This is a genomic window from Herbaspirillum sp. YR522 (assembly GCF_000282575.1).
In the GTDB taxonomy this organism is placed as follows: Bacteria; Pseudomonadota; Gammaproteobacteria; order Burkholderiales; family Burkholderiaceae_D; genus Herbaspirillum.
On the sequence record NZ_AKJA01000138.1, the window covers coordinates 23,988 to 42,352 of the forward strand.

Annotated in this window: 13 protein-coding genes; 6 read left to right on the plus strand and 7 right to left on the minus strand. The window is 62.4% G+C overall.

The annotated features are described in order from the left end of the window. The first annotated feature begins 366 nt into the window (after positions 1-366). Positions 367-2,799 carry a DUF4238 domain-containing protein gene (locus tag PMI40_RS19855; RefSeq protein ID WP_008119053.1) on the plus strand — a complete coding sequence of 811 codons (2,433 nt, stop codon included), beginning with the start codon at positions 367-369 and terminating at the stop codon, positions 2,797-2,799. Positions 2,800-3,476: 677 nt separating this feature from the next. Here the strand turns inward: PMI40_RS19855 and PMI40_RS19860 are convergent. The 4 genes from PMI40_RS19860 to PMI40_RS19875 form a co-directional block, all read right to left on the minus strand. Then, on the minus strand, positions 3,477-4,580 hold the full coding sequence (locus tag PMI40_RS19860) for a serine protease (RefSeq protein ID WP_008119055.1): 1,104 nt from the start codon (positions 4,578-4,580) through the stop codon (positions 3,477-3,479). 561 nt (positions 4,581-5,141) lie between these two features. After that, positions 5,142-6,125, minus strand: a complete 984-nt coding sequence (gene lipA / locus PMI40_RS19865) for a lipoyl synthase (protein ID WP_008119057.1) — start codon at positions 6,123-6,125, stop codon at positions 5,142-5,144. A 44-nt stretch (positions 6,126-6,169) separates the two neighbouring features. After that, positions 6,170-6,859, minus strand: a complete 690-nt coding sequence (lipB, locus tag PMI40_RS19870) for a lipoyl(octanoyl) transferase LipB (RefSeq protein ID WP_008119058.1) — start codon at positions 6,857-6,859, stop codon at positions 6,170-6,172. A gap of 76 nt (positions 6,860-6,935) precedes the next feature. Further along, a complete protein-coding gene (locus PMI40_RS19875) occupies positions 6,936-7,241 on the minus strand; it encodes a DUF2917 domain-containing protein (RefSeq protein WP_008119060.1) in 306 nt (101 codons plus the stop codon). Positions 7,242-7,359: 118 nt separating this feature from the next. Between PMI40_RS19875 and gcvA the strand changes: the two genes are divergently transcribed. Then, positions 7,360-8,277, plus strand: coding sequence for a transcriptional regulator GcvA (gene gcvA / locus PMI40_RS19880; protein WP_008119062.1), 918 nt, complete (start codon positions 7,360-7,362; stop codon positions 8,275-8,277). A 75-nt stretch (positions 8,278-8,352) separates the two neighbouring features. On the opposite strand, the gene PMI40_RS19885 is transcribed toward gcvA, so the two are convergent. Together PMI40_RS19885 and PMI40_RS19890 are read right to left on the minus strand one after the other, a co-directional pair. After that, positions 8,353-8,625 carry a DUF493 family protein gene (locus PMI40_RS19885; RefSeq protein ID WP_008119064.1) on the minus strand — a complete coding sequence of 91 codons (273 nt, stop codon included), beginning with the start codon at positions 8,623-8,625 and terminating at the stop codon, positions 8,353-8,355. 125 nt (positions 8,626-8,750) lie between these two features. Further along, complete coding sequence (locus PMI40_RS19890; RefSeq protein WP_008119066.1) at positions 8,751-9,599, minus strand: D-amino acid aminotransferase; 849 nt, start codon at positions 9,597-9,599, stop codon at positions 8,751-8,753. Between the two features lie 206 nt (positions 9,600-9,805). Here PMI40_RS19890 and PMI40_RS19895 point away from each other — a divergent pair, with 206 nt between their 5' ends. Beyond that, complete coding sequence (locus PMI40_RS19895; protein WP_008119068.1) at positions 9,806-10,675, plus strand: hypothetical protein; 870 nt, start codon at positions 9,806-9,808, stop codon at positions 10,673-10,675. On the opposite strand, the gene PMI40_RS19900 is transcribed toward PMI40_RS19895, so the two are convergent. Continuing rightward, positions 10,670-12,421, minus strand: a complete 1,752-nt coding sequence (locus tag PMI40_RS19900) for an ABC transporter ATP-binding protein/permease (RefSeq protein WP_008119070.1) — start codon at positions 12,419-12,421, stop codon at positions 10,670-10,672. The genes PMI40_RS19895 and PMI40_RS19900 overlap by 6 nt on opposite strands. A 294-nt stretch (positions 12,422-12,715) precedes the next feature. Between PMI40_RS19900 and PMI40_RS19905 the strand changes: the two genes are divergently transcribed. The 3 genes from PMI40_RS19905 to PMI40_RS19915 all read left to right on the plus strand — a co-directional run bounded on the left by PMI40_RS19905 (position 12,716) and on the right by PMI40_RS19915 (position 18,352). Next, positions 12,716-14,404 carry a methyl-accepting chemotaxis protein gene (locus tag PMI40_RS19905; protein ID WP_008119071.1) on the plus strand — a complete coding sequence of 563 codons (1,689 nt, stop codon included), beginning with the start codon at positions 12,716-12,718 and terminating at the stop codon, positions 14,402-14,404. Further along, positions 14,397-16,196 (plus strand): GGDEF and EAL domain-containing protein, encoded by a 1,800-nt coding sequence (locus tag PMI40_RS19910; protein ID WP_008119073.1) that lies wholly within the window; start codon positions 14,397-14,399, stop codon positions 16,194-16,196. Before PMI40_RS19905 ends, PMI40_RS19910 begins: the two co-directional genes overlap by 8 nt. 320 nt (positions 16,197-16,516) lie before the next feature. Then, positions 16,517-18,352, plus strand: coding sequence for an ABC transporter ATP-binding protein (locus tag PMI40_RS19915; RefSeq protein WP_008119075.1), 1,836 nt, complete (start codon positions 16,517-16,519; stop codon positions 18,350-18,352). Positions 18,353-18,365 lie beyond the last annotated feature (13 nt).

An 18,365-nucleotide genomic window follows, 5' to 3' on the forward strand; every position in this document is an offset into this window, starting at 1 on the left:
TGTATAGGAAAACAGAAATCTCACAGATCTGAAAGGCCGCGAAGCTCTTTCAGCTCCAAAATAGAGTCGTGCCCGACCAGCCTGGTCGTTCCGTCCTCCCTTTTGACTCGATATGACTTAGGCGTTTTCTTGACGCACGTCACATTCTTTTCGTATTCGATTTCATAATGTCCCGTCGAGAAGGCAACGTTATACCGCTTTCCTATCTCCATTTGAGTTCTCCGTATTCGTGCGGAACGATAGTTTAGGTTTTCTCTATTGCATACCTATATCTTGAGTAAGCTCAATTTTAATGATGTCTGCGTCTGGCCGGTCGCGGACAATGTCTATGTGAAAATTTAGGTATAAAACGGGCAAGGTGAGCGAATGACCGATCAGAAAACTAGGAACAATCATTACGTTCCGCAGTGGTACCAGCGCGGTTTTCTCGCTCCCGGCCAATCCCGTCTCTTTCATCTCAACTTGGCCCCGGATCGCAAGACGCTACCCGATGGCCGGCAAGTGCCACGCGCCGAGCTTCATGAATGGGGCACGAAGAACTGCTTCGTGGAGTACGACTTATATACCACCCATTTTGGCGCAGTCGTCAACGACGAAGTCGAGAAGCACTTGTTTGGTGTCATTGACGATCAAGGGGCAAAAGCAGTCCGCGCCTTCTCGCTCGGGAATCCTGCCGAGGTGCATGAATCGTTTCAGGACTTCTTTGAACACATGGCAGCGCAGAAGCTTCGCACACCCAAGGGGCTGGACTGGATCCTCTCGTGTTACGGCGCTCTGGGGCAAGTTGATTTGATGGTCGAGATGCAGGCACTCCGGTTCATGCACTGCACGATGTGGGCCGAGGGTGTTAGGGAGATTGTCTCGGCACACGATTCGGATGTGAAGTTCATCCTGACGGACCATCCCGTTACGGTCTACAACGCGGCAATGAATCCGACGTCCGAGAAGTGTTCTTACCCGCAGGATCCGCTGGTGGCGGCAGTTGGGTCTCAGACGGTGTTCGCCCTGGACGCCAACACTTGCTTGATCCTCACTCACTTGGAATATGCTAAGGAACAGAATCATCTTGACCTGATGCGACTGCGCACGAACGCCCGGCACCTAGGCGAGGGGATGTTGCGCACTGACAACTTCATTCGCGGCCGTCGCCTAAGTCGGGAGGAGGTGATCGCGATCAACTATCTATTGAAGTCGAGGGCGAGGCGTTACATCGCGGCCGCCGAAAAAAAGTGGCTCTATCCGGAGCAGGAGTTCAAAGGAGCATGGGCGCAGATCGCTAACGTGCTGCTACCCAAGGACGATCTATGGCGCTTTGGTGGCGAGATCTATGTCGGTTACAAAGATGGCACCTCAGGTTATTGGGACGAATATGGCCGTACGTCCAAGGCCCATGAGTTCCTTACCCGCAAATCTCCCCGCAAAAACATTGGGGCCAACGAATTCTGCGGCTGCGGCAGCGCATACGCTTTCAAAGACTGTTGCCAGCGTTTGCCAGCTTCAGAGCGCCCTCCGTGGGATATCTACGGTCTGCGCGAACGTAACCTGATGTTCTGCAACGCGGTTCAGCACATCTTGGGGCTCTCTGAGGGAGCATCTTGGGAAGATATTCGCCGCGACCTGAATGACGAGCATGTCAAACGAATTCATAGTGTTTTCGCTAGCTTGTGGGCGGATGACACCGATCTAGCCTTACTGTTACCGCGACCCAACTCGAAGGTCTTGCGGTCGGTATATATGGGCTTCAGTGATCCGCGCACCATTGAAGCGGCGGTACTGGGCTGGCTGCCGTTTGTTGATGAGATCGTGCTTGTGAACCCATTCTTCATAGGTACGCGCATGAAGCCAGAATTCAGCCCCATAGAGTCGCCAGCTGGCCACAAGATGCAGACGCTCAAGAACGTCATGCTGCTTCTGATCCTGGAGCCGTATATCCGTGCCGGCCTCGTTCATCTAGTGCCCGACCCTGGGGAGATCAGTGCGCCACTTGGTCATCATGTACGGAAAGTGCTTACGCAACGCACAGAAGGATGGAAGCCTCCGAAAGGCGACGGCCAGAAGCGTTTCCTAGAGCTTGCAAAAGAGGAAACGCGACGCGCCATCTTGATGCTGCCGGAGGAGCACCAGCGCCGTTTGATTGCCAAACAGAGGCCTGACGCCGACACTGAGATGACGGATCGGCTTATTGCTTACTGTAAGGAGCAGGCCGAGGCGGATCCATATGCGCTGCTGCAAGCGCTTCCCGTAGGCAAGGACGGTGCGCAGCATCAGATATTCAAGGGTCTGAATCTAGAAGCTGCTATGTATGTGGCATTACTGACAGGCTCAATCATCCACGTGGACACTGAGGCTCAGTGGGCGCAGCTCCTGAAGGACGCCCAGCCTTGTTACGCACCATCGCAGTCCATATGGGAATCGGTTCGGCGGGCGTTGGGGGAAATCTCATTCCCGGTTGAACTCGACTCGCAACGAGTGGCAGAAAACATCGCTAGCGTCGACCGCCCACCGATCCGGTTGCTGTTACGGAGGCTGGCCGAATCGATCGCTCATCCGGGAGGAGGATGTGATCCCAACATGCTGGCAAAGCAACTGCGTCAGGCGCGCGGTAAGGTCGAACGCTCAGGGAAGCGTACGAATGATGGCAGCCTGCTTCACGCCCGCCTAGAGCTGCATGTGCCACCGGCAGGATTTTCCAGTCATGAGGTGCAGCGGCTGCTCGTGATGTTCGCCGGTGTGACCCGGCCGCGATCCATTCCATACGCGCTGCGTTTGGTGTTCGATGAGCCAGAAGATGACAAATGAAAAATTTGAAAATTCCTCATGTCCAGCTTGCCCGAACTGAAAATGTCCACCTCGCCGAACTAGGTGTCCGCTATCACTGAAATATGCAAAAACGATTGTGCTGACTGCTGATTGTCATCTCTCACCCCCAAAATTTCAAAGAAACAGGTATTTCTTTGTCGACGTTTCAAGTTATCCAAAGTGGACACGTTGGTTATCATGTGTTTGCCCTGCTCGACACGAAAACAGCCCTGCCAGCTCGTTCGCGTTTCCCTAAAACACGGGCTTGGCCGGGAACGGTCGGGTTTTTCTGGATACTGTCTTGCCACCCGTCGTGTCGCCGCAACCCGGCCTGCTCGAACAGCGGAAAATGATTTCCATTTGCAAACCAACGATGAATTGATCCTAAGGATGCAGGGCTCATCGATGTGGTACATAGTTATTTTTTGATGCTCAAGCTTCCACGGATATGCGGTGTCGCGCTTGGGCAAGGCGCTTGCGTGTGGAAGCATTCCGCGACGATCATGCGATACGCATGACCATGTACCTCTTTGTACAGCCGAGCGCCAAGCATCGCTGGATATCGAGATCATCCAAGGCAAGACGGTCGTGGCTGTGACCGCCGGGCGTTCGACATCGCATCTTCGGAGATTGGAGAATGGGCCGACGAGAGGTGGCCACAGCGGTGCAAGACCGTGCTACATCGGGGTCGAGCGCGCCGGCCGCGCCCGATCCTGGCTCAGGCTGCCCACCTCGACAATACGCCCGTAGTAATAGACCTGCTGGTCGGGGCTGTAGTCCTGGTTCGGATCGAAAACGGGAGCCCATTGGGAAGCGTCTTTTGTGGTGTCGCCCAAATAGGCATAGGCGGCCCCGTCCTTGACCACCAAATGCCCGACGGCATAATGTTTCGATTGCCATACATCGACCCACCTCTGGCCTCCACTGGGATTTTGCCACCACTCCTGCAGGTCGCCATTGTGATAGCGGCGCTCTCCCACCTGATACTGCCTGACTTGCTGGTGTTGAGCAGGAGACCGGGTTGGCGTGACAGGCATGCGCTTGGCCGTGCTACCGGACAGGAAACCCTTGATCCATGGCAGGATGGAAGAAATATTCGTGGCGATATTGGTGTGCTCGTTCTGGCCATTATGCAGTGCGATGACCTTATTCGTATCAGCCGATATCACCGGTGAGCCGGAGGCTCCTCCAGAGGTGTCGGCGGTATATTGCACATTGGTGTGGTGGTCACGCGGCGCCAGGTCACTGTCACGATAAACCCGATTGATCCGGCTGGGTTGTTCCCTCCCCCTGGCGTCATCGGTCAATGCGAACGTCTTCAAGATATCTTTTCCGATCTTGCCGTATTGAGGGATATAGATCTGCTGTCCCGGCTTGGCGCCGCCGGGGTCCAACTCGAGATAACCAAATTTCTGCACCCGGGGGAACTGCGCTGGATTGATGGTGAAGAGCGCAAAATCCAGGTATTGCGCGTCCCCGGTGCTCGGATGAGCATTGCTGTTCTTGTAGTCCGTTCCCACCGCAAGCAGCGTGTCTCCGTTGACGCGAGTGACGCGGCCGGCGCGATCGGTAAATTCGACGCTCAGCTGCCGCGGGTTACCCGGTAACAGTACATGTGCATTGGTCATCATGAGGTTACCCGACCCGACGCGAAAAGCGGTCGCGGAGGTCTTCTTGCCATGATGGAAAACCCGGGCCACAGCCAGGGAGTGGGTGAATTTCTGCGGGTCCCTCTTTGCGACCTGCGATGCGGAAAGCCGGTTGTCCTGGTTGAAGACCATGATTTCGTCCTTGCATGAATAACTCGACTACAACGGGTTGATCTTAATAAGATCAACGTCACGGAAGTAGTACATAAGTATTTATGCAGTGCATGTGTCACATTGGACGACCCGCTATCGACGCAGGCGGTTTCGGTACGGACAATGATGAACCGGCGCACCGGAGGCCCCTGGCTGTGCAGCGGCCAGATATTGCACAGTCTGGCGGCGGCGCTTTGGATCCAGATCGTTACTTGCGTGCAGGTAGGCGGTGGTCCTGAAGGTAAATCATGTCAGGCCCGGTGCAGTAAGCAGGCGATGCGTTCCGGCCGACATGTGGCACAGCCGGTCGGCCTGGCAACGGGTAGCACCAACGATGCTGGAAAAAAAGGGATTCGCGCCGACGCGCGCCGACGAGTCGACGCCAGGCCGGCAACGGCGGCAAATAGGGCATTGCCAGCCGTCGCCGTCTCATGGTGACACCTGCGTCATCGATCGGAATCGGACAGCGGGCGATTTCAGCCTGGTATCGCGGCCGAGGCTATCTGGCCGGAATGAACGTTGCAGGCCGCTTTGATACGATCAGACCAGCCCGTGCGCCTGCTGGTCGGCGTGATAGCTGGACCGCACCATGGCGCCCACGGCAGCATGTACGAAGCCCATCTTGTAGGCTTCTTCCTCGTACATCTTGAACGTATCGGGATGCACGTAGCGGCGCACCGGCAGGTGGTCGCCGCTGGGCATCAGGTACTGGCCGATGGTCAGCATGTCGACGTTGTTGGCGCGCATGTCGCGCATGACCTGCAACACTTCCTCGTCGGTCTCGCCCAGGCCGACCATGATGCCGGACTTGGTCGGCACCTCCGGATGCAGGTCCTTGAAGCGCTTCAACAGGCTCAGCGAATACTCATAGTCGGAACCGGGACGGGCTTCCTTGTACAGGCGCGGCGCAGTCTCGAGGTTGTGGTTCATCACATCGGGCGGCGCCATCTTGAGGATCTCCAGCGCGCGGTCCATGCGGCCGCGGAAGTCGGGCGTGAGGATCTCGATGCGGGTCTCGGGCGACAGTTCGCGCACGCGCTTGATGCAGGCGGCGAAGTGGGCAGCGCCACCGTCGCGCAGGTCGTCGCGGTCGACGCTGGTGATGACCACATACGACAGCCGCAGCTGGGCAATGGTCTTGGCCAGGTTCTCGGGTTCGTTGGGGTCGAGCGGGTCGGGACGGCCGTGACCGACATCGCAGAACGGGCAGCGACGGGTGCACTTGTCACCCATGATCATGAAGGTCGCGGTGCCCTTGCCGAAGCATTCGCCGATGTTGGGGCAGGATGCTTCCTCGCACACGGTGACCAGGTTGTTGGCGCGCAGGATGTCCTTGATCTCGTAGAAGCGGGTGGTCGGCGAACCGGCCTTGACCCGGATCCAGTCCGGCTTCTTCAGCTTTTCGGCGGCAACGATCTTGATCGGGATCCAGGCCGTCTTGCCCGCGCCCTTCTGCTTGTCGAGCGGATTGACACGGGCGGCGTTGCTGGAGGTTTCTGCTGCTGGAGTGATATCGGTAGTCATGATGTCGTCTTTGCGGCGGCGGCCTTGTCGGCGTGGCGCCTTGCTCAGCCCTGCAAGCGGGCAATCAGTTTTTCGGCAAGCAGCGCCTGTACCTCGGCCAGGCCGGCAACGGCACCCAGCGTCTTCATGTCGACCGTGGCCAGGCCTGCGTAACCACAGGGATTGATCCACGAAAACGGGGCCAGGTCCATGTCGACGTTGAGCGATACCCCATGGTAGGTGCAGCCATTGCCGCGGATCTTCAACCCCAGTGCGGCTACCTTGGCGCCCTGCCACGGCCCGTCGGCGGCATAGATGCCCGGCGCGCCCTGCTTGCGTTCACCGGCCAGATTATACGCCGCCAGCGTATCGATCACCGCCTGCTCGATGTTGTAGACGAATTCGCGGGCAAACAGCCGCGCACCGGGGCGCTGGCGACGCAGGTCCATCAGCAGGTAGATCACCACCTGGCCCGGTCCATGAAACGTGACCTCGCCGCCGCGATCGGTCTGCACCAACGGGATGTCGTGCGGATTCAACACATGCGATCGATCGGCCCCCAGGCCCAGCGTATAGACCGGCGCATGCTCGACGATCCATAACTGGTCGGGCGTGGCGGCGCTGCGCGCATCGGTATAGGCGCGCATCGCCGCAAAGGTGTTTTCGTAGGGTTCGTTGCCGCGCCAGATCAGCTGCGGGGCGGCGGGAACGGCCACCGGCGCGATGCCCGGGGCGCTGTGAAGTGCGGTTTGCATGCCGCCAGTGTAGCGAAGTTCGCTTCAACGCGCCGTGCCGGTGCAAGTTATCCACAGGTCGGTACCGCAGCACGACTCACCAGCGCAACAATCCATGCGGGAACCACCGCATGAGGTGGGCCACGCCGGTCGCTGGCCGCCCCAGCACCTGGAAACGGGCGCAATCCCCGGCAGCCTCGAAGACGGCCAGCCCGCCACCCGGCAACTCGAATTCCTGGCCGGCGTGCAGCCAGATGTCGCCCCCGCCCTGCTCCAGCGTAAGCCACACCAGCCCGTGGCTGACCTTCACGCGTGCGGCCGGCGCCAGCCGCGTGGCATGGGTCTGCCCGGCATCCAGGCAGAATTCGCCGGTGATCAATTCTCTTGTGAATAAGTTTTGCATGGCGTTCTCCAGTCGTTGCGCTGCCGATCAGTCAGGCTTTGATTTTAGGAGGTACCATGGCCGTGGCAAAACGAGTTATATTGGCTGCCGTTGCTAATAATATTCACAAGGAAAATACATGGCGGACTTGCGCAAGCTGCCCAACCTGGCCGCGCTGCGGGCATTCGATGCAGCGGCCCGCCATGAATGCTTTTCGCGCGCGGCGGCCGAGATCCACGTCACCCCGGGCGCGGTCAGCCACCAGGTGCGTGGCCTGGAAGACGATCTCGGCCTGGCCTTGTTCACCCGCCATGGCAAGCGCATTGCCATCACCGATACCGGCCGCCGCTTCGCCGCCACGGTGCGCAAGTCGCTCACCGAGATCGCCCAGGCCGCCGAGCACCTGCGCAGCCTGAATCGCCAGGCGCGGCTGGTGATCTCGGCCACGCCCTCGTTTGCTTCGCGCTGGCTGGCGCCACGGTTGTGGAAGTTCATCGATGCCCATCCCGATATCGAGGTGGTGCTGCAGTCCGGCAGCCACCTGGCCGACCTGCGCCTGGACGGCGTCGACGTCGGCCTGCGCTTCGGCCATGGACGCTACGAGGGATTGACTGTGGACAAGTTGACGGACGATTACTACTATCCGGTCGCCGCGCCAGGCTACCGCACGCGCCAGGCACGGGTGCCGCAGGTGCCGGCCGACCTGCGCGACTGCACCCTGCTGCGCATGGATACACGCGAATCGTGGCAGCCCTGGCTGCGCCTGGCCGGGCTGGACCTGCCCGAGCCCAGCGGCGGGCTGGTGATCGAGGATTCCTCGCTGACCTTGCGCGACGCCGCCGCCGGCAACGGGGTGGCACTGTCGCGCCATGTCATCGCCTCGCGCGAAATCGCCGAGGGCGAACTGGTGCGCCTGTTCGACCTGACCATCCGGGCCGACGAAGCCTATTACCTGGTAAGCCTGCCCGAATCCCGCGACAAGCCCGCGCTGGTGGCTTTCAAGGCCTGGATCATGGAAGAGATGGCGCGTTTCCGGGCCCAGGGGTGGCCCGGCTGAAGCAGCGCCTGTGGACAAGACAAACCCGGCATGGCCTGGGGGCGATGCCGGGTTGCGCGGTAAAAGACCTGCTGCTCAGAGCACGAACTTGACGTGCTCGTGGGACGACAGTGCGCGATAAAGGTTGTCGAGCTGCTCGCGGCTGGTGGCGCGAATGGTCAACGTCAGCGACAGGTACTTGCCTTGCGTGGAGGGTCGCATCTCGACCTTGCCGGCATGGAAGTCCGGGTCATGCAGGACCACCAGTTCGACGATTTCATTGGCGAATTCATCATGCATGACGCCGACCACCTTGATCGGGAAGTCGCTGGGATACTCGATGAGGGATTCTTCGGTCGGCAGGGGCATGATGGTTCGGGCGGACTGGTTTCAATGCAACGATATGGTGATGAAGGCGCTGCCTTCAAGCAGGCCGGCGGGCGATTGCGCAATTCTAGCCTCCCGGCGCCCTCGCCGCCAGCGGCCAAACCGCCTTACAGGCGCGCCTTGGCCGCCTGGTAGGCAGCATGTACCTTGGCAAACACCGGACCCGGGTGGCCGCTGCCGACCTGCTTGCCATCCAGCGTGACGACCGGCAACACTTCCTTGCTGGCCGACGACAGGATCAGCTCGTCGGCGGCAAACACTTCCTCGCGCGTAATGCGGCGTGCCTCCAGGGCGATGCCTTGCTCGGCGCACAGCTCTTCCATCAGTCCGTAGCGGATACCTTCCAGGATCAGGTTGTCCTTGGGAGGCGCCGCGATGCGGCCATCCTTGACCACCCATACGTTGGACGACGATGCTTCCGACAGGAAGCCATCGCGGAACTGGATCGCCTCGGTCACTTCGTTCTCGGCGGCAAACTGGGCCGCCAGTACGTTGCCCAGCAGCGAGGTGGCCTTGATCTGGCAATTCAGCCAGCGCCGATCTTCCAGCGTCACGCAGGCCACGCCGCCTTCGATGGCCGACGCCGACGGCAGCACCATGGCGTTGGTCATGATGAACACGGTCGGCGTGGCTTCCTTGGGAAAGGCATGGGCGCGCTTGGCCACGCCGCGGGTGACCTGGATGTAGATCATCTGGTCGTCCAGGTCGTTGGCCTGCACCACCTGGTCGATCAGTGCGAACCATTGCGCCTGGTCATGCGGATTGGCAATACCGATGCTGTCGAGGCTGCGCGACAGGCGCGCCAGGTGCTGCTGGCCGCGAAAGGGCTTGCGGCGATACATCGGGATCACTTCATAGATGCCGTCGCCGAAGATGAAGCCGCGATCCAGCACCGGCACGCGGGCTTGCGACAAAGGGGTAAATTCGCCGTTGAGGTAGACGATGGGATCGTTCATGTGCGCTTGTCCAATGAGCAGGAAGGGGAAAGAGGGCCGAAGCCGGCCGGCCAGGCATTCTGGCACAGCCGCGCGCGTGACGTAACGGGTCATGCAAATTAGGAATGGGTCGGAACCCGCAGCCCGCCCATGCCATTCATGGTCAAGGCCATTGCCACTTGCGCATGGCCGCATCACGCAACCCTTGACAGCAACACCGTACCATCATGATCAAAGCCTCATACAGCCTGTGCCCGCAGGAAATCCAACAGCAGATCCTGCAATACGCCTTCGACGCCGCATACCGCGAGCCGCCCTCGGCGTTCCAACCCGCCGGCCCCCTCGGCTACCGGGACATCCAATACCTGCGCGGCATCGACCGCAACGCCCGCAATATCATCGAGCATGCAGCCTCCCGATTACCGGGGGTGCAGATGCGCCGCACCCGCAACCGTCTGTTGCACGCGCACACGCGCGGCGAATTCGAACAGGAACTGGCGCAGGTGGCCCAACAGTTCACCCATATCAGCATCCCGCTGGCGCGACTCGATGCTGACGAGGTCGGCCTGGCGATGCGCTATCTGGAGAGCCTGCCCGGCTTCAGCGACATCGATCGCTACGACAGCGATGCCAGCGTCGACGACTCCGACGACGAAGCCGGCGGCGAACCCGCGCTGCACCTGGAAGTGGCCAGGAAGAATCCGCCGATGCTCATCGACAGGCTTTATCACCTGCTGCGCGTGGAGGGCCGCCCACCCCTGCGCATCACACTGACCGAGCTGCCACCGGGGCCGTCCGATTTCCGCACCACGCGACTGGGTGGGCACATCATCGACGAACGCCTCGAACCGGGCGGCCATGCTGGACTGGTCAATACCGACGGCAGTCCGCTCAACCTGCTGCAGCTGGAGCTGATCCGCCAGCGCGGCCACTGTGTAAGCCACCCCGATGCAGAGGTGATCGAGCCCGACGGCGAGCAGGTCGAATTCGCCATGATGGTCATGCAACTATGGAATGAGAACCAGCAACGCACGCTGGCCTCGATCGGTCATGAAGCCACCGCCCGCATGCTGGCCGACGCCAGCGACCGGTCATAGCCGCAGCACCTCGACGCGGCATCCCCGCGACTGCGGCACGAACTGCCAGCGCACCGCATGAAACCTCGCCACCGTCTCGCGGTGGGCGATGCTGAGCACCGTCACGCCGGGCAATTCGCGCGGCAAGGCGGCATACATCGCCTCCTCGGCCTCGCCATCCATGGCGCTGGTGGCCTCGTCCAGGCACACCAGCGCGGGGCGGTTCAACAGCACCCGCACGAAGGCCAGGCGCTGTTGCTCGCCCGGCGACAGCGCCTGGCTCCAGTTGGCGGCCTGGTCCAGCCGCGCGGCCAGGTGCGCCAGACGGCACAGCGTGAGATAGCGCGTGACGAGCTGGTCGTCGAAACTGCCTTCCGCGGCCGGGTACGACAGGGCCGCGCGCAAGCTGCCCACCGGCAGATAGCTGCGTTGTGGCAGGAACATGATGTCGCCTTGGGCCGGCAACGTGATGCGTCCGCTGCCGTAGGCCCAGATATCGGCGATGGCACGCACCAGCGTCGACTTGCCGCATCCGGACGGGCCGCTCACCAGGACATGCTCGCCCGACTCCAGGCGGGCGTCGAACGGCTGCAACAGGGGCGTCCCGTCGGGCAGCGCCAGCGCCAGGGCGTCGATGGCCAGGGCGCTGCCGGTGCCACGCCGCACCTCGATGGCGCTCACGGCGGCCACGGCGACGGCGCGCTCGACGTCGGCATTGAAACCGGCCAGCCGGTTGACGCTGGCTTTCCAGCTGGCCAGCGTGGTGAAGGCGTTGATGAACCACGACAATGCGTCCTGCACCTGGCCGAAGGCATTGCTGATCTGCATCAGCACGCCCAGCGAGATGGCGCCTGAAAAATACCGGGGCGCCGATACCAGCATCGGAAAGATCACCGCAAACTGGCCGCAGAAATTGACCGCGACATTGAGACGCTTGGTCACGCCCATGATGGCCCACCAGTTGTCGCGGATGGCGTCGAGCCGCGCGCCGAGCTGCGCGCGCTCCTGGCGCTCGCCCCGGTACAGCGCCACCGCCTCGGCGTGTTCGCGCACGCGGATGAGGCCGAAGCGGAAATTGGCTTCCAGTCTTTCCTGGGCGAAGTTCAAGCCCACCAGCGGACGCCCGATCCACCACACCAGGCCCGAGCCGACGATGGCGTAGAGCACCGCAAACCACACCATGTAGCCGGGAACGGACCAGGCATGGCCGAACGCCGCCAGCGAGACCGGGCCGCTGACGACCCACAGGATGTGCACGAACGACAGCAGCGTGACACTGCTGGAGATGAACCCGAGCACCAGGCCGAGGGTGTCGGAGGTGAGCGCATTCAAGTCTTCGGCGATACGCTGGTCGGGATTGTCGGCCAGGTGCCGGGCCTGGTCCTGCTCGATGCGGTAATAGGCCCGATGGGCCAGCCAGCGGTCCATGTAGCGCTCGCTCATCCAGTAGCGCCAGCGGATCTGCAACGCCTGGCGCAGGTAGACGCTGTAGATGGCCACGGCGATGAAGACGAAGGCCAGCCAGGAGAACTGCCACAGCAGCGACTTGAACTGCGCGAAGTCGCGCGCCTGCAGCACGTCGTACAGGTCGCGGTTCCAGCCGTTGAGGCGTACGTTGATATACACCATGCCCAGGTTGAGGGCGATGATGGCCGCCAGCAGGCCCAGCGCGACCCATTTCTGGTCGGATACCCAGAACGGCCGGATCAGTCCCCAGATGGTGCCGGCGGCGGCAGGCGGGGTGGCAGTGCGAGTAGCGTGTTGCATGGTTCGACCCTGGCGATTTATCCGTGGTCCAGCTTGCCGCGCCAGACTTAAGTCATCCTTAAGCCTGTGTCCCGTCGGGCAGGAATCCGGTCCATGCCTATCGATCCGATCAAAACATACAATCGCCGTCCGCTCTTGCGTCTGCGCGGCGCGCTTCCATCTGCGGTCGGTCACAGCTCATCAGTGATGACGCGCCTGGCGACGGGCGCCACGGCGGCGGGTAATACCTCCGTATAGTTGGCGGCCCGCACCGGGGCGGCAATAATCCGCACACAACCTTCTGGGGAGCAGAACATGAACAACAACAAGAGCACCACGCTGAGCGTGGCGGCCCGACTAGCATTGAGCTTTGCATTGGTACTGGCGATGATGCTGGTGCTGACGGTGGTCAGCATCGTCAAGGTCAACGCCATCGAAGGCAGCCTGACGACGGTGAGCGAGGACAACAACGTCAAGCAGCGCTATGCCATCAACTTTCGCGGCAGCGTGCATGACCGCGCCATCGCCCTGCGCGACCTGACCCTGGTCGACGACAAGGAAGTGGGCGAGGTGCTGGCGACCATCGCCAGGCTGGACCGCGACTACCAGCAATCGGCCAAGCCGCTCGACGCCATCTTCGCCGGCGAGCAGGGCCGCCAGGTGCGCCCCGACGAACGCACCGAGCTCGATCGGATCAAGGCCGTCGAGGCACGCGCCATGCCGCTGGCGGCCAGCATCATCGCCGCACGCCAAGCCGGCAACATCGAGGCGGCACGCCAGCTGATGCTGCAACAGGCCAAGCCCGCCTTTGCCGAATGGCTGGCCGCGATCAACAAGTTCATCGACCTGCAGGAGCGCATGAGCCAGGCCGAATCGGCCAAGGCACGCTCGACCGCGCGGGGCTTCCAGGCATTCATGCTGGGCTTGCTGGCGGCCTCGCTGGTGGCAGGCGCGGTGCTGGCGATGTTGATCACCCGTTCGATCCGCAGCGCCCTGGGCGCCGAACCCGATGAAGTCAAGCAACTGGCTCTGGCGGTGGACCGCGGCGAGCTGTACCACGAAGTGGCGCTGCGCCGTCACGGTGGCGGCCATCGGCAGAGCATCATGGCCGCCCTGTCGGAGATGAGCGGCAACCTGCGCGCCACCGTCACGGAAGTACGCGATGCCGCCACCGACGTAGCCACCATCAGCGCCCAGATCGCCGCCGGCAACAGCGACCTGTCGGCGCGCACCGAAGACCAGGCCGCCTCGCTGGAAGAGACCGCCTCGGCCATGGAACAACTGACCTCGACCGTGAAGCAGAACGACGCCAACGCCAGGCAGGCCAACGAACTGGCCCGCAACGCTTCCGAGATCGCCAAGCAGGGTGGCGCCATCGTCAGCGAGGTCGTGGACACGATGGCCTCCATCAATGATTCGTCGCGCAAGATCGTCGACATCATCAGCGTCATCGACGGCATTGCCTTCCAGACCAATATCCTGGCGCTCAACGCCGCGGTTGAAGCGGCGCGCGCCGGCGAACAGGGCCGTGGCTTTGCGGTGGTCGCCACCGAGGTGCGCAGCCTGGCACAACGCAGTTCGGCCGCCGCCAAGGAGGTCAAGCAGTTGATCGACAACTCGGTCGACAACGTCGAGACCGGCACCCGCCTGGTGGAAAACGCCGGCCGTACCATGGAACAGATCGTCACCAGCGTGCAGCATGTGACCGATGTCATGGGCGAGATCTCGTCGGCCAGCCATGAACAGAGCCTGGGTATCGAGGAAGTGCACAAGGCCATCGCCCTGATGGACCAGGTGACCCAACACAACGCCGCGCTGGTGGAACAGGCCAGTTCGGCCGTGGCCACGCTGCAGGACCAGGCATTGAACCTGACCCATGCAGTCGGTGTGTTCCAGCTCGAGGCGCCAGCGCCGGCCCTGGACGTTGGTACCGTGCTGCCGCGGCGCAGCGTCGATGGCGGCCGCATCAACCCTGCCCCGGCACTGGAGCGCGCGTATGGCTGATCCGGATGCCGGGGTGCAACAGGAACTGCAGCGCCTGGCAGCGCTGCATTCGCTGCATCTGCTCGATACCGGGGCCTCGGAGGATCTCGATAACATCACGCGCCTGTGCCAGAGCCTGTTCAAGGTATCGGGCGCCTATGTCTCGCTGATCGACGCCGATCGACAATGGGTCAAGTCTTACAGTGGCGCCCAGATGTGCGCCCCCTCGCGCCAGCAATCCTTCTGTCATTACACCATTGCCCAGCGCAGCGTGATGGTGGTGCAGGACACGCTGGCCGACGCACGCCTGGCCGATAACCCGATGGTGAGCGGTGCGCCGCATATCCGCTTCTATGCCGGCGCCCCGCTGTTGACGCCGGATGGTCATGCCATCGGCGCGCTGTGCGTGACCGATACCGTGGCACGCGATTTTGCACCGGACCAGCGTCGCCAGTTGCAGCAACTGGCAGCGCTGGCGATGTCGCACATGCTGTTGCGCCGCGCCGTGGGCCGGGTCGATCCGCTGACCGGCATGCCCAACAAGTTCCAGTTGCGCGAAGATCTCGAGGCGCTGGCGCGCGATCCCGATGACACCGCGACCGGATCCCCGCCAGAACGTGTGCTGGCCTATATCGACATGCCCGACGCCAATACCGGGTTCGAGATCGCCAGCGTACTGGGCGCACGCGTGTACGACGAGCTGGTGCGCAATGTGGGTGCCCGGTTGCAGCAGCTGGTGGCGGGCCGGGCCGATGTCTACCATGTCACCGATGCGCGTTTCGCGCTGCTGTCCTCGCCCCGGCACGCGCATGATTTTGCCGACACCCTGCGCGCGGCCACGCCGGCGCTCGAGCAGCCGGTCGTGAGCATGTCGCTGCCCCTGAACCTGCCCAGCTATGGCGGCATCGTAACGCTGACGACGCAACGCGAAAGCCTGCTCGACGCACCCCGCAAGGCGGTGGCCGCATTGCACGAGGCGTTCACCCACCAGCGCCGCTGGACGGTCTACGACGCCGAGGCCGACCAGCGCCACCAGCGCAGTTTCCGGCTGTTGAATGATATCCCCGAGGCCATGGCCACCGACGGCCAGTTCCAGCTGGCCTACCAGCCCAAGCTCGATCTGCGGCTCGGCGTCTACCATGGCGCCGAGGCGCTGCTGCGTTGGAGCCATCCGGAACTGGGCGCTATCGCGCCGGCCGAATTCGTGCCGCTGGTCGAACGTACCGCGTTGATACGCCCGGTCTCGGACTGGGTCATTGCCGCCGCCTTGAAACAGATGGCGGCCTGGCGCGGCGATGGCATGCACATGAAACTGGCGATCAACCTGGCGCCGCCCAATTTCGAAGAGCCCGATATCGTCGAGCGCCTGGAGACCGCCTGTCGCCTGGCCGGTATTGCTCCCGCCATGGTCGAGATCGAATGTACCGAGGGACTGTGGATGCAGAGCGCGGCGGTGCTCGAGGTATTGCACCGGATCCGCGAACTGGGCATGGGGCTGGCACTGGATGATTTCGGTACCGGCTACAGCAACTTCGCCTATCTGCAGCAGGTGCCGGCGTCGGTGGTCAAGATCGACCAGTCGCTCATCCGCAACCTCGATCACAACGCGCGCGACCGGCGCATCGTGCAGTCCCTGATCGCGCTGGCCAAGGAACTGGACTACCGCATCGTCGCCGAAGGCGTCGAGACTGCGCAGACGCTGCAGATGATCCGCGACTGGGGGGTGGACGAAGCGCAGGGGTATTACCTGGCCCGTCCATTGACGCCCTCGGCCTTTGCCAGCCACGTGCGCGCACCCCTCGCCGCGCATTGAACCTTGGCGCCACCGTTCGGCCTGCCCGACAAGTGTTTTCAGGCCGGGCCGTTCGCGCTACCTCCCCCGATATGAGATGATGCTCGCTCGCTGCCGGGCCGCCTGACCAATGGCGCCCGGCACTCACGGAACAACATCGTCGCCTATCGGGAGCGGTCGCAGCTATTGCTGCGCACCTGCGTTGGACGCGAAGCTCCCGCATCGCTGCCGCGACGCGCGACGATGAACGACTGATCGCCCGCCTGCCCGCCCATGTGCCCGACGCACCCCGATATTGCGGCGACTGCCCCAGCAGCAGGCTCGGCATTTGTGGAGATTGCATGTTCGCCTGGTTCGAAAAACTGGTTCACCCCTATCCCGAAGCCCACCCCACGCCACCGCCGCGGGGCTTCATGCGGTTCATCTGGTTCTGTACCCGCGGGGTACGTGGCTATATCGGCGCCATGACCTTGGCCACTGCCATCATCGGCGTATTCGAAGCACTGCTGTTTGCCATGCTCGGGCGCATCGTCGACTGGCTGTCCAAGATCGAGCCGGCCCAGCTGTGGACCCAGCAAGGCCACACCCTGCTGTGGCTGGGACTGGTGCTGGCCGCCAGCCCCATGCTGATCGCGTTGCAGACACTGTTCAAGCACCAGACGCTGGCGGGCAACTTCCCGATGCTGCTGCGCTGGAACTTCCACCGCCTGATGCTCAACCAGAGCATGAGTTTCTACCAGAACGAATTCGCCGGCCGGGTGGCCACCAAGGTCATGCAGACCTCGCTGGCAGTGCGTGACTTCTGCATGATCACCGGCGATATCCTGGTGTTCATCACGATCTATTTCGTCACCCTCATCGGCATCGTCGGCACCTTCGATTTCCTGTTGCTGATGCCCTTCTTCGTCTGGCTGGCAGCCTTTGCGGTGGCCATGCGCTATTTCGTGCCGCGCCTGTCCACGGTGGCGCGCCAGCAAGCCGATGCACGTTCGCTGATGACCGGTCGCATCACCGACGCCTACACCAATATCGCTACCGTCAAGCTGTTCTCGCATGCCGGGCGCGAAGCCAGCTACGCCCGCAGCGCCATGCGCGAGTTCCTGTTCACGGTCAACCAGCAGATGCGCCTGGTATCGGGTTTCGAGGTGGTCAACCACATCCTCAACATGGTGCTCATCGTGGGCACCACCGGCATGGCGCTCTACCTGTGGACCGAAGGCAAGGTCGGCATCGGCGCGGTGGCCGCCGCCACGGCCATGGCGCTGCGCCTGAACGGCATCGCCCACTGGGTCATGTGGGAGATGTCGGCCCTGTTCGAGCACGTGGGCACGGTCCAGGATGGCATCAATACGCTGGCCCGCGCGCATGACGTCAAGGATGCCGTCGATGCCCGGCCACTGCAGGTCACCCAGGGTGAACTGCGCTTCGAGCAGGTCAGCTTCAGCTACGGCGGCAGCGCACCGCGGCCGGTAGTGGACCGGCTCGACCTGACCATCCGTGCCGGCGAGAAGATCGGCCTGGTGGGCCGCTCGGGCGCGGGCAAGTCGACCATCGTCAACCTGTTGCTGCGCTTCTACGATATCGAAGGCGGGCGTATCACCATCGATGGCCAGGATATCGCCCACGTCACCCAGGACAGCCTGCGTGCGCAGATCGGCATGGTCACCCAGGACACCTCGCTGCTGCACCGCTCGGTGCGCGACAACATCCTCTACGGCCGTCCCGACGCCGGCGACGACGACATGATCCACGCCGCCCGCCGCGCCGAGGCGCACGACTTCATCGGCACGCTGAGCGACGCCAAGCAGAGAAAGGGGTATGAAGCCCATGTCGGCGAGCGCGGGGTCAAGTTGTCGGGGGGACAGCGCCAGCGCATCGCGATCGCACGCGTGATGTTGAAGGACGCGCCCATCCTGCTGCTCGACGAAGCCACCAGCGCACTCGATTCCGAGGTAGAGGCCGCGATCCAGACCAGCCTGTACAAGCTGATGGAAGGCAAGACCGTGGTCGCCATCGCGCACCGCCTGTCGACCATCGCCGCCATGGATCGGCTCGTCGTGCTGGACCAGGGGCGTATCGTCGAGCAGGGAACGCACAGCGAACTGCTGGCCGCCAATGGCCTGTATGCCCGACTGTGGTCGCACCAGAGCGGTGGTTTCCTGGGCGAGGAAGATTGAACCCCCTGGCGCA

What these genes read in the sequence shown, in the direction of transcription:
- PMI40_RS19855 (WP_008119053.1), top strand. Translation starts at nt 367, where the DNA reads ATGACCGATCAGAAAACTAGGAACAATCATTACGTTCCGCAGTGGTAC.
- PMI40_RS19860 (WP_008119055.1), bottom strand. Translation starts at nt 4,580, where the DNA reads ATGGTCTTCAACCAGGACAACCGGCTTTCCGCATCGCAGGTCGCAAAG.
- lipA (WP_008119057.1), bottom strand. Translation starts at nt 6,125, where the DNA reads ATGACTACCGATATCACTCCAGCAGCAGAAACCTCCAGCAACGCCGCC.
- lipB (WP_008119058.1), bottom strand. Translation starts at nt 6,859, where the DNA reads ATGCAAACCGCACTTCACAGCGCCCCGGGCATCGCGCCGGTGGCCGTT.
- PMI40_RS19875 (WP_008119060.1), bottom strand. Translation starts at nt 7,241, where the DNA reads ATGCAAAACTTATTCACAAGAGAATTGATCACCGGCGAATTCTGCCTG.
- gcvA (WP_008119062.1), top strand. Translation starts at nt 7,360, where the DNA reads ATGGCGGACTTGCGCAAGCTGCCCAACCTGGCCGCGCTGCGGGCATTC.
- PMI40_RS19885 (WP_008119064.1), bottom strand. Translation starts at nt 8,625, where the DNA reads ATGCCCCTGCCGACCGAAGAATCCCTCATCGAGTATCCCAGCGACTTC.
- PMI40_RS19890 (WP_008119066.1), bottom strand. Translation starts at nt 9,599, where the DNA reads ATGAACGATCCCATCGTCTACCTCAACGGCGAATTTACCCCTTTGTCG.
- PMI40_RS19895 (WP_008119068.1), top strand. Translation starts at nt 9,806, where the DNA reads ATGATCAAAGCCTCATACAGCCTGTGCCCGCAGGAAATCCAACAGCAG.
- PMI40_RS19900 (WP_008119070.1), bottom strand. Translation starts at nt 12,421, where the DNA reads ATGCAACACGCTACTCGCACTGCCACCCCGCCTGCCGCCGCCGGCACC.
- PMI40_RS19905 (WP_008119071.1), top strand. Translation starts at nt 12,716, where the DNA reads ATGAACAACAACAAGAGCACCACGCTGAGCGTGGCGGCCCGACTAGCA.
- PMI40_RS19910 (WP_008119073.1), top strand. Translation starts at nt 14,397, where the DNA reads ATGGCTGATCCGGATGCCGGGGTGCAACAGGAACTGCAGCGCCTGGCA.
- PMI40_RS19915 (WP_008119075.1), top strand. Translation starts at nt 16,517, where the DNA reads ATGTTCGCCTGGTTCGAAAAACTGGTTCACCCCTATCCCGAAGCCCAC.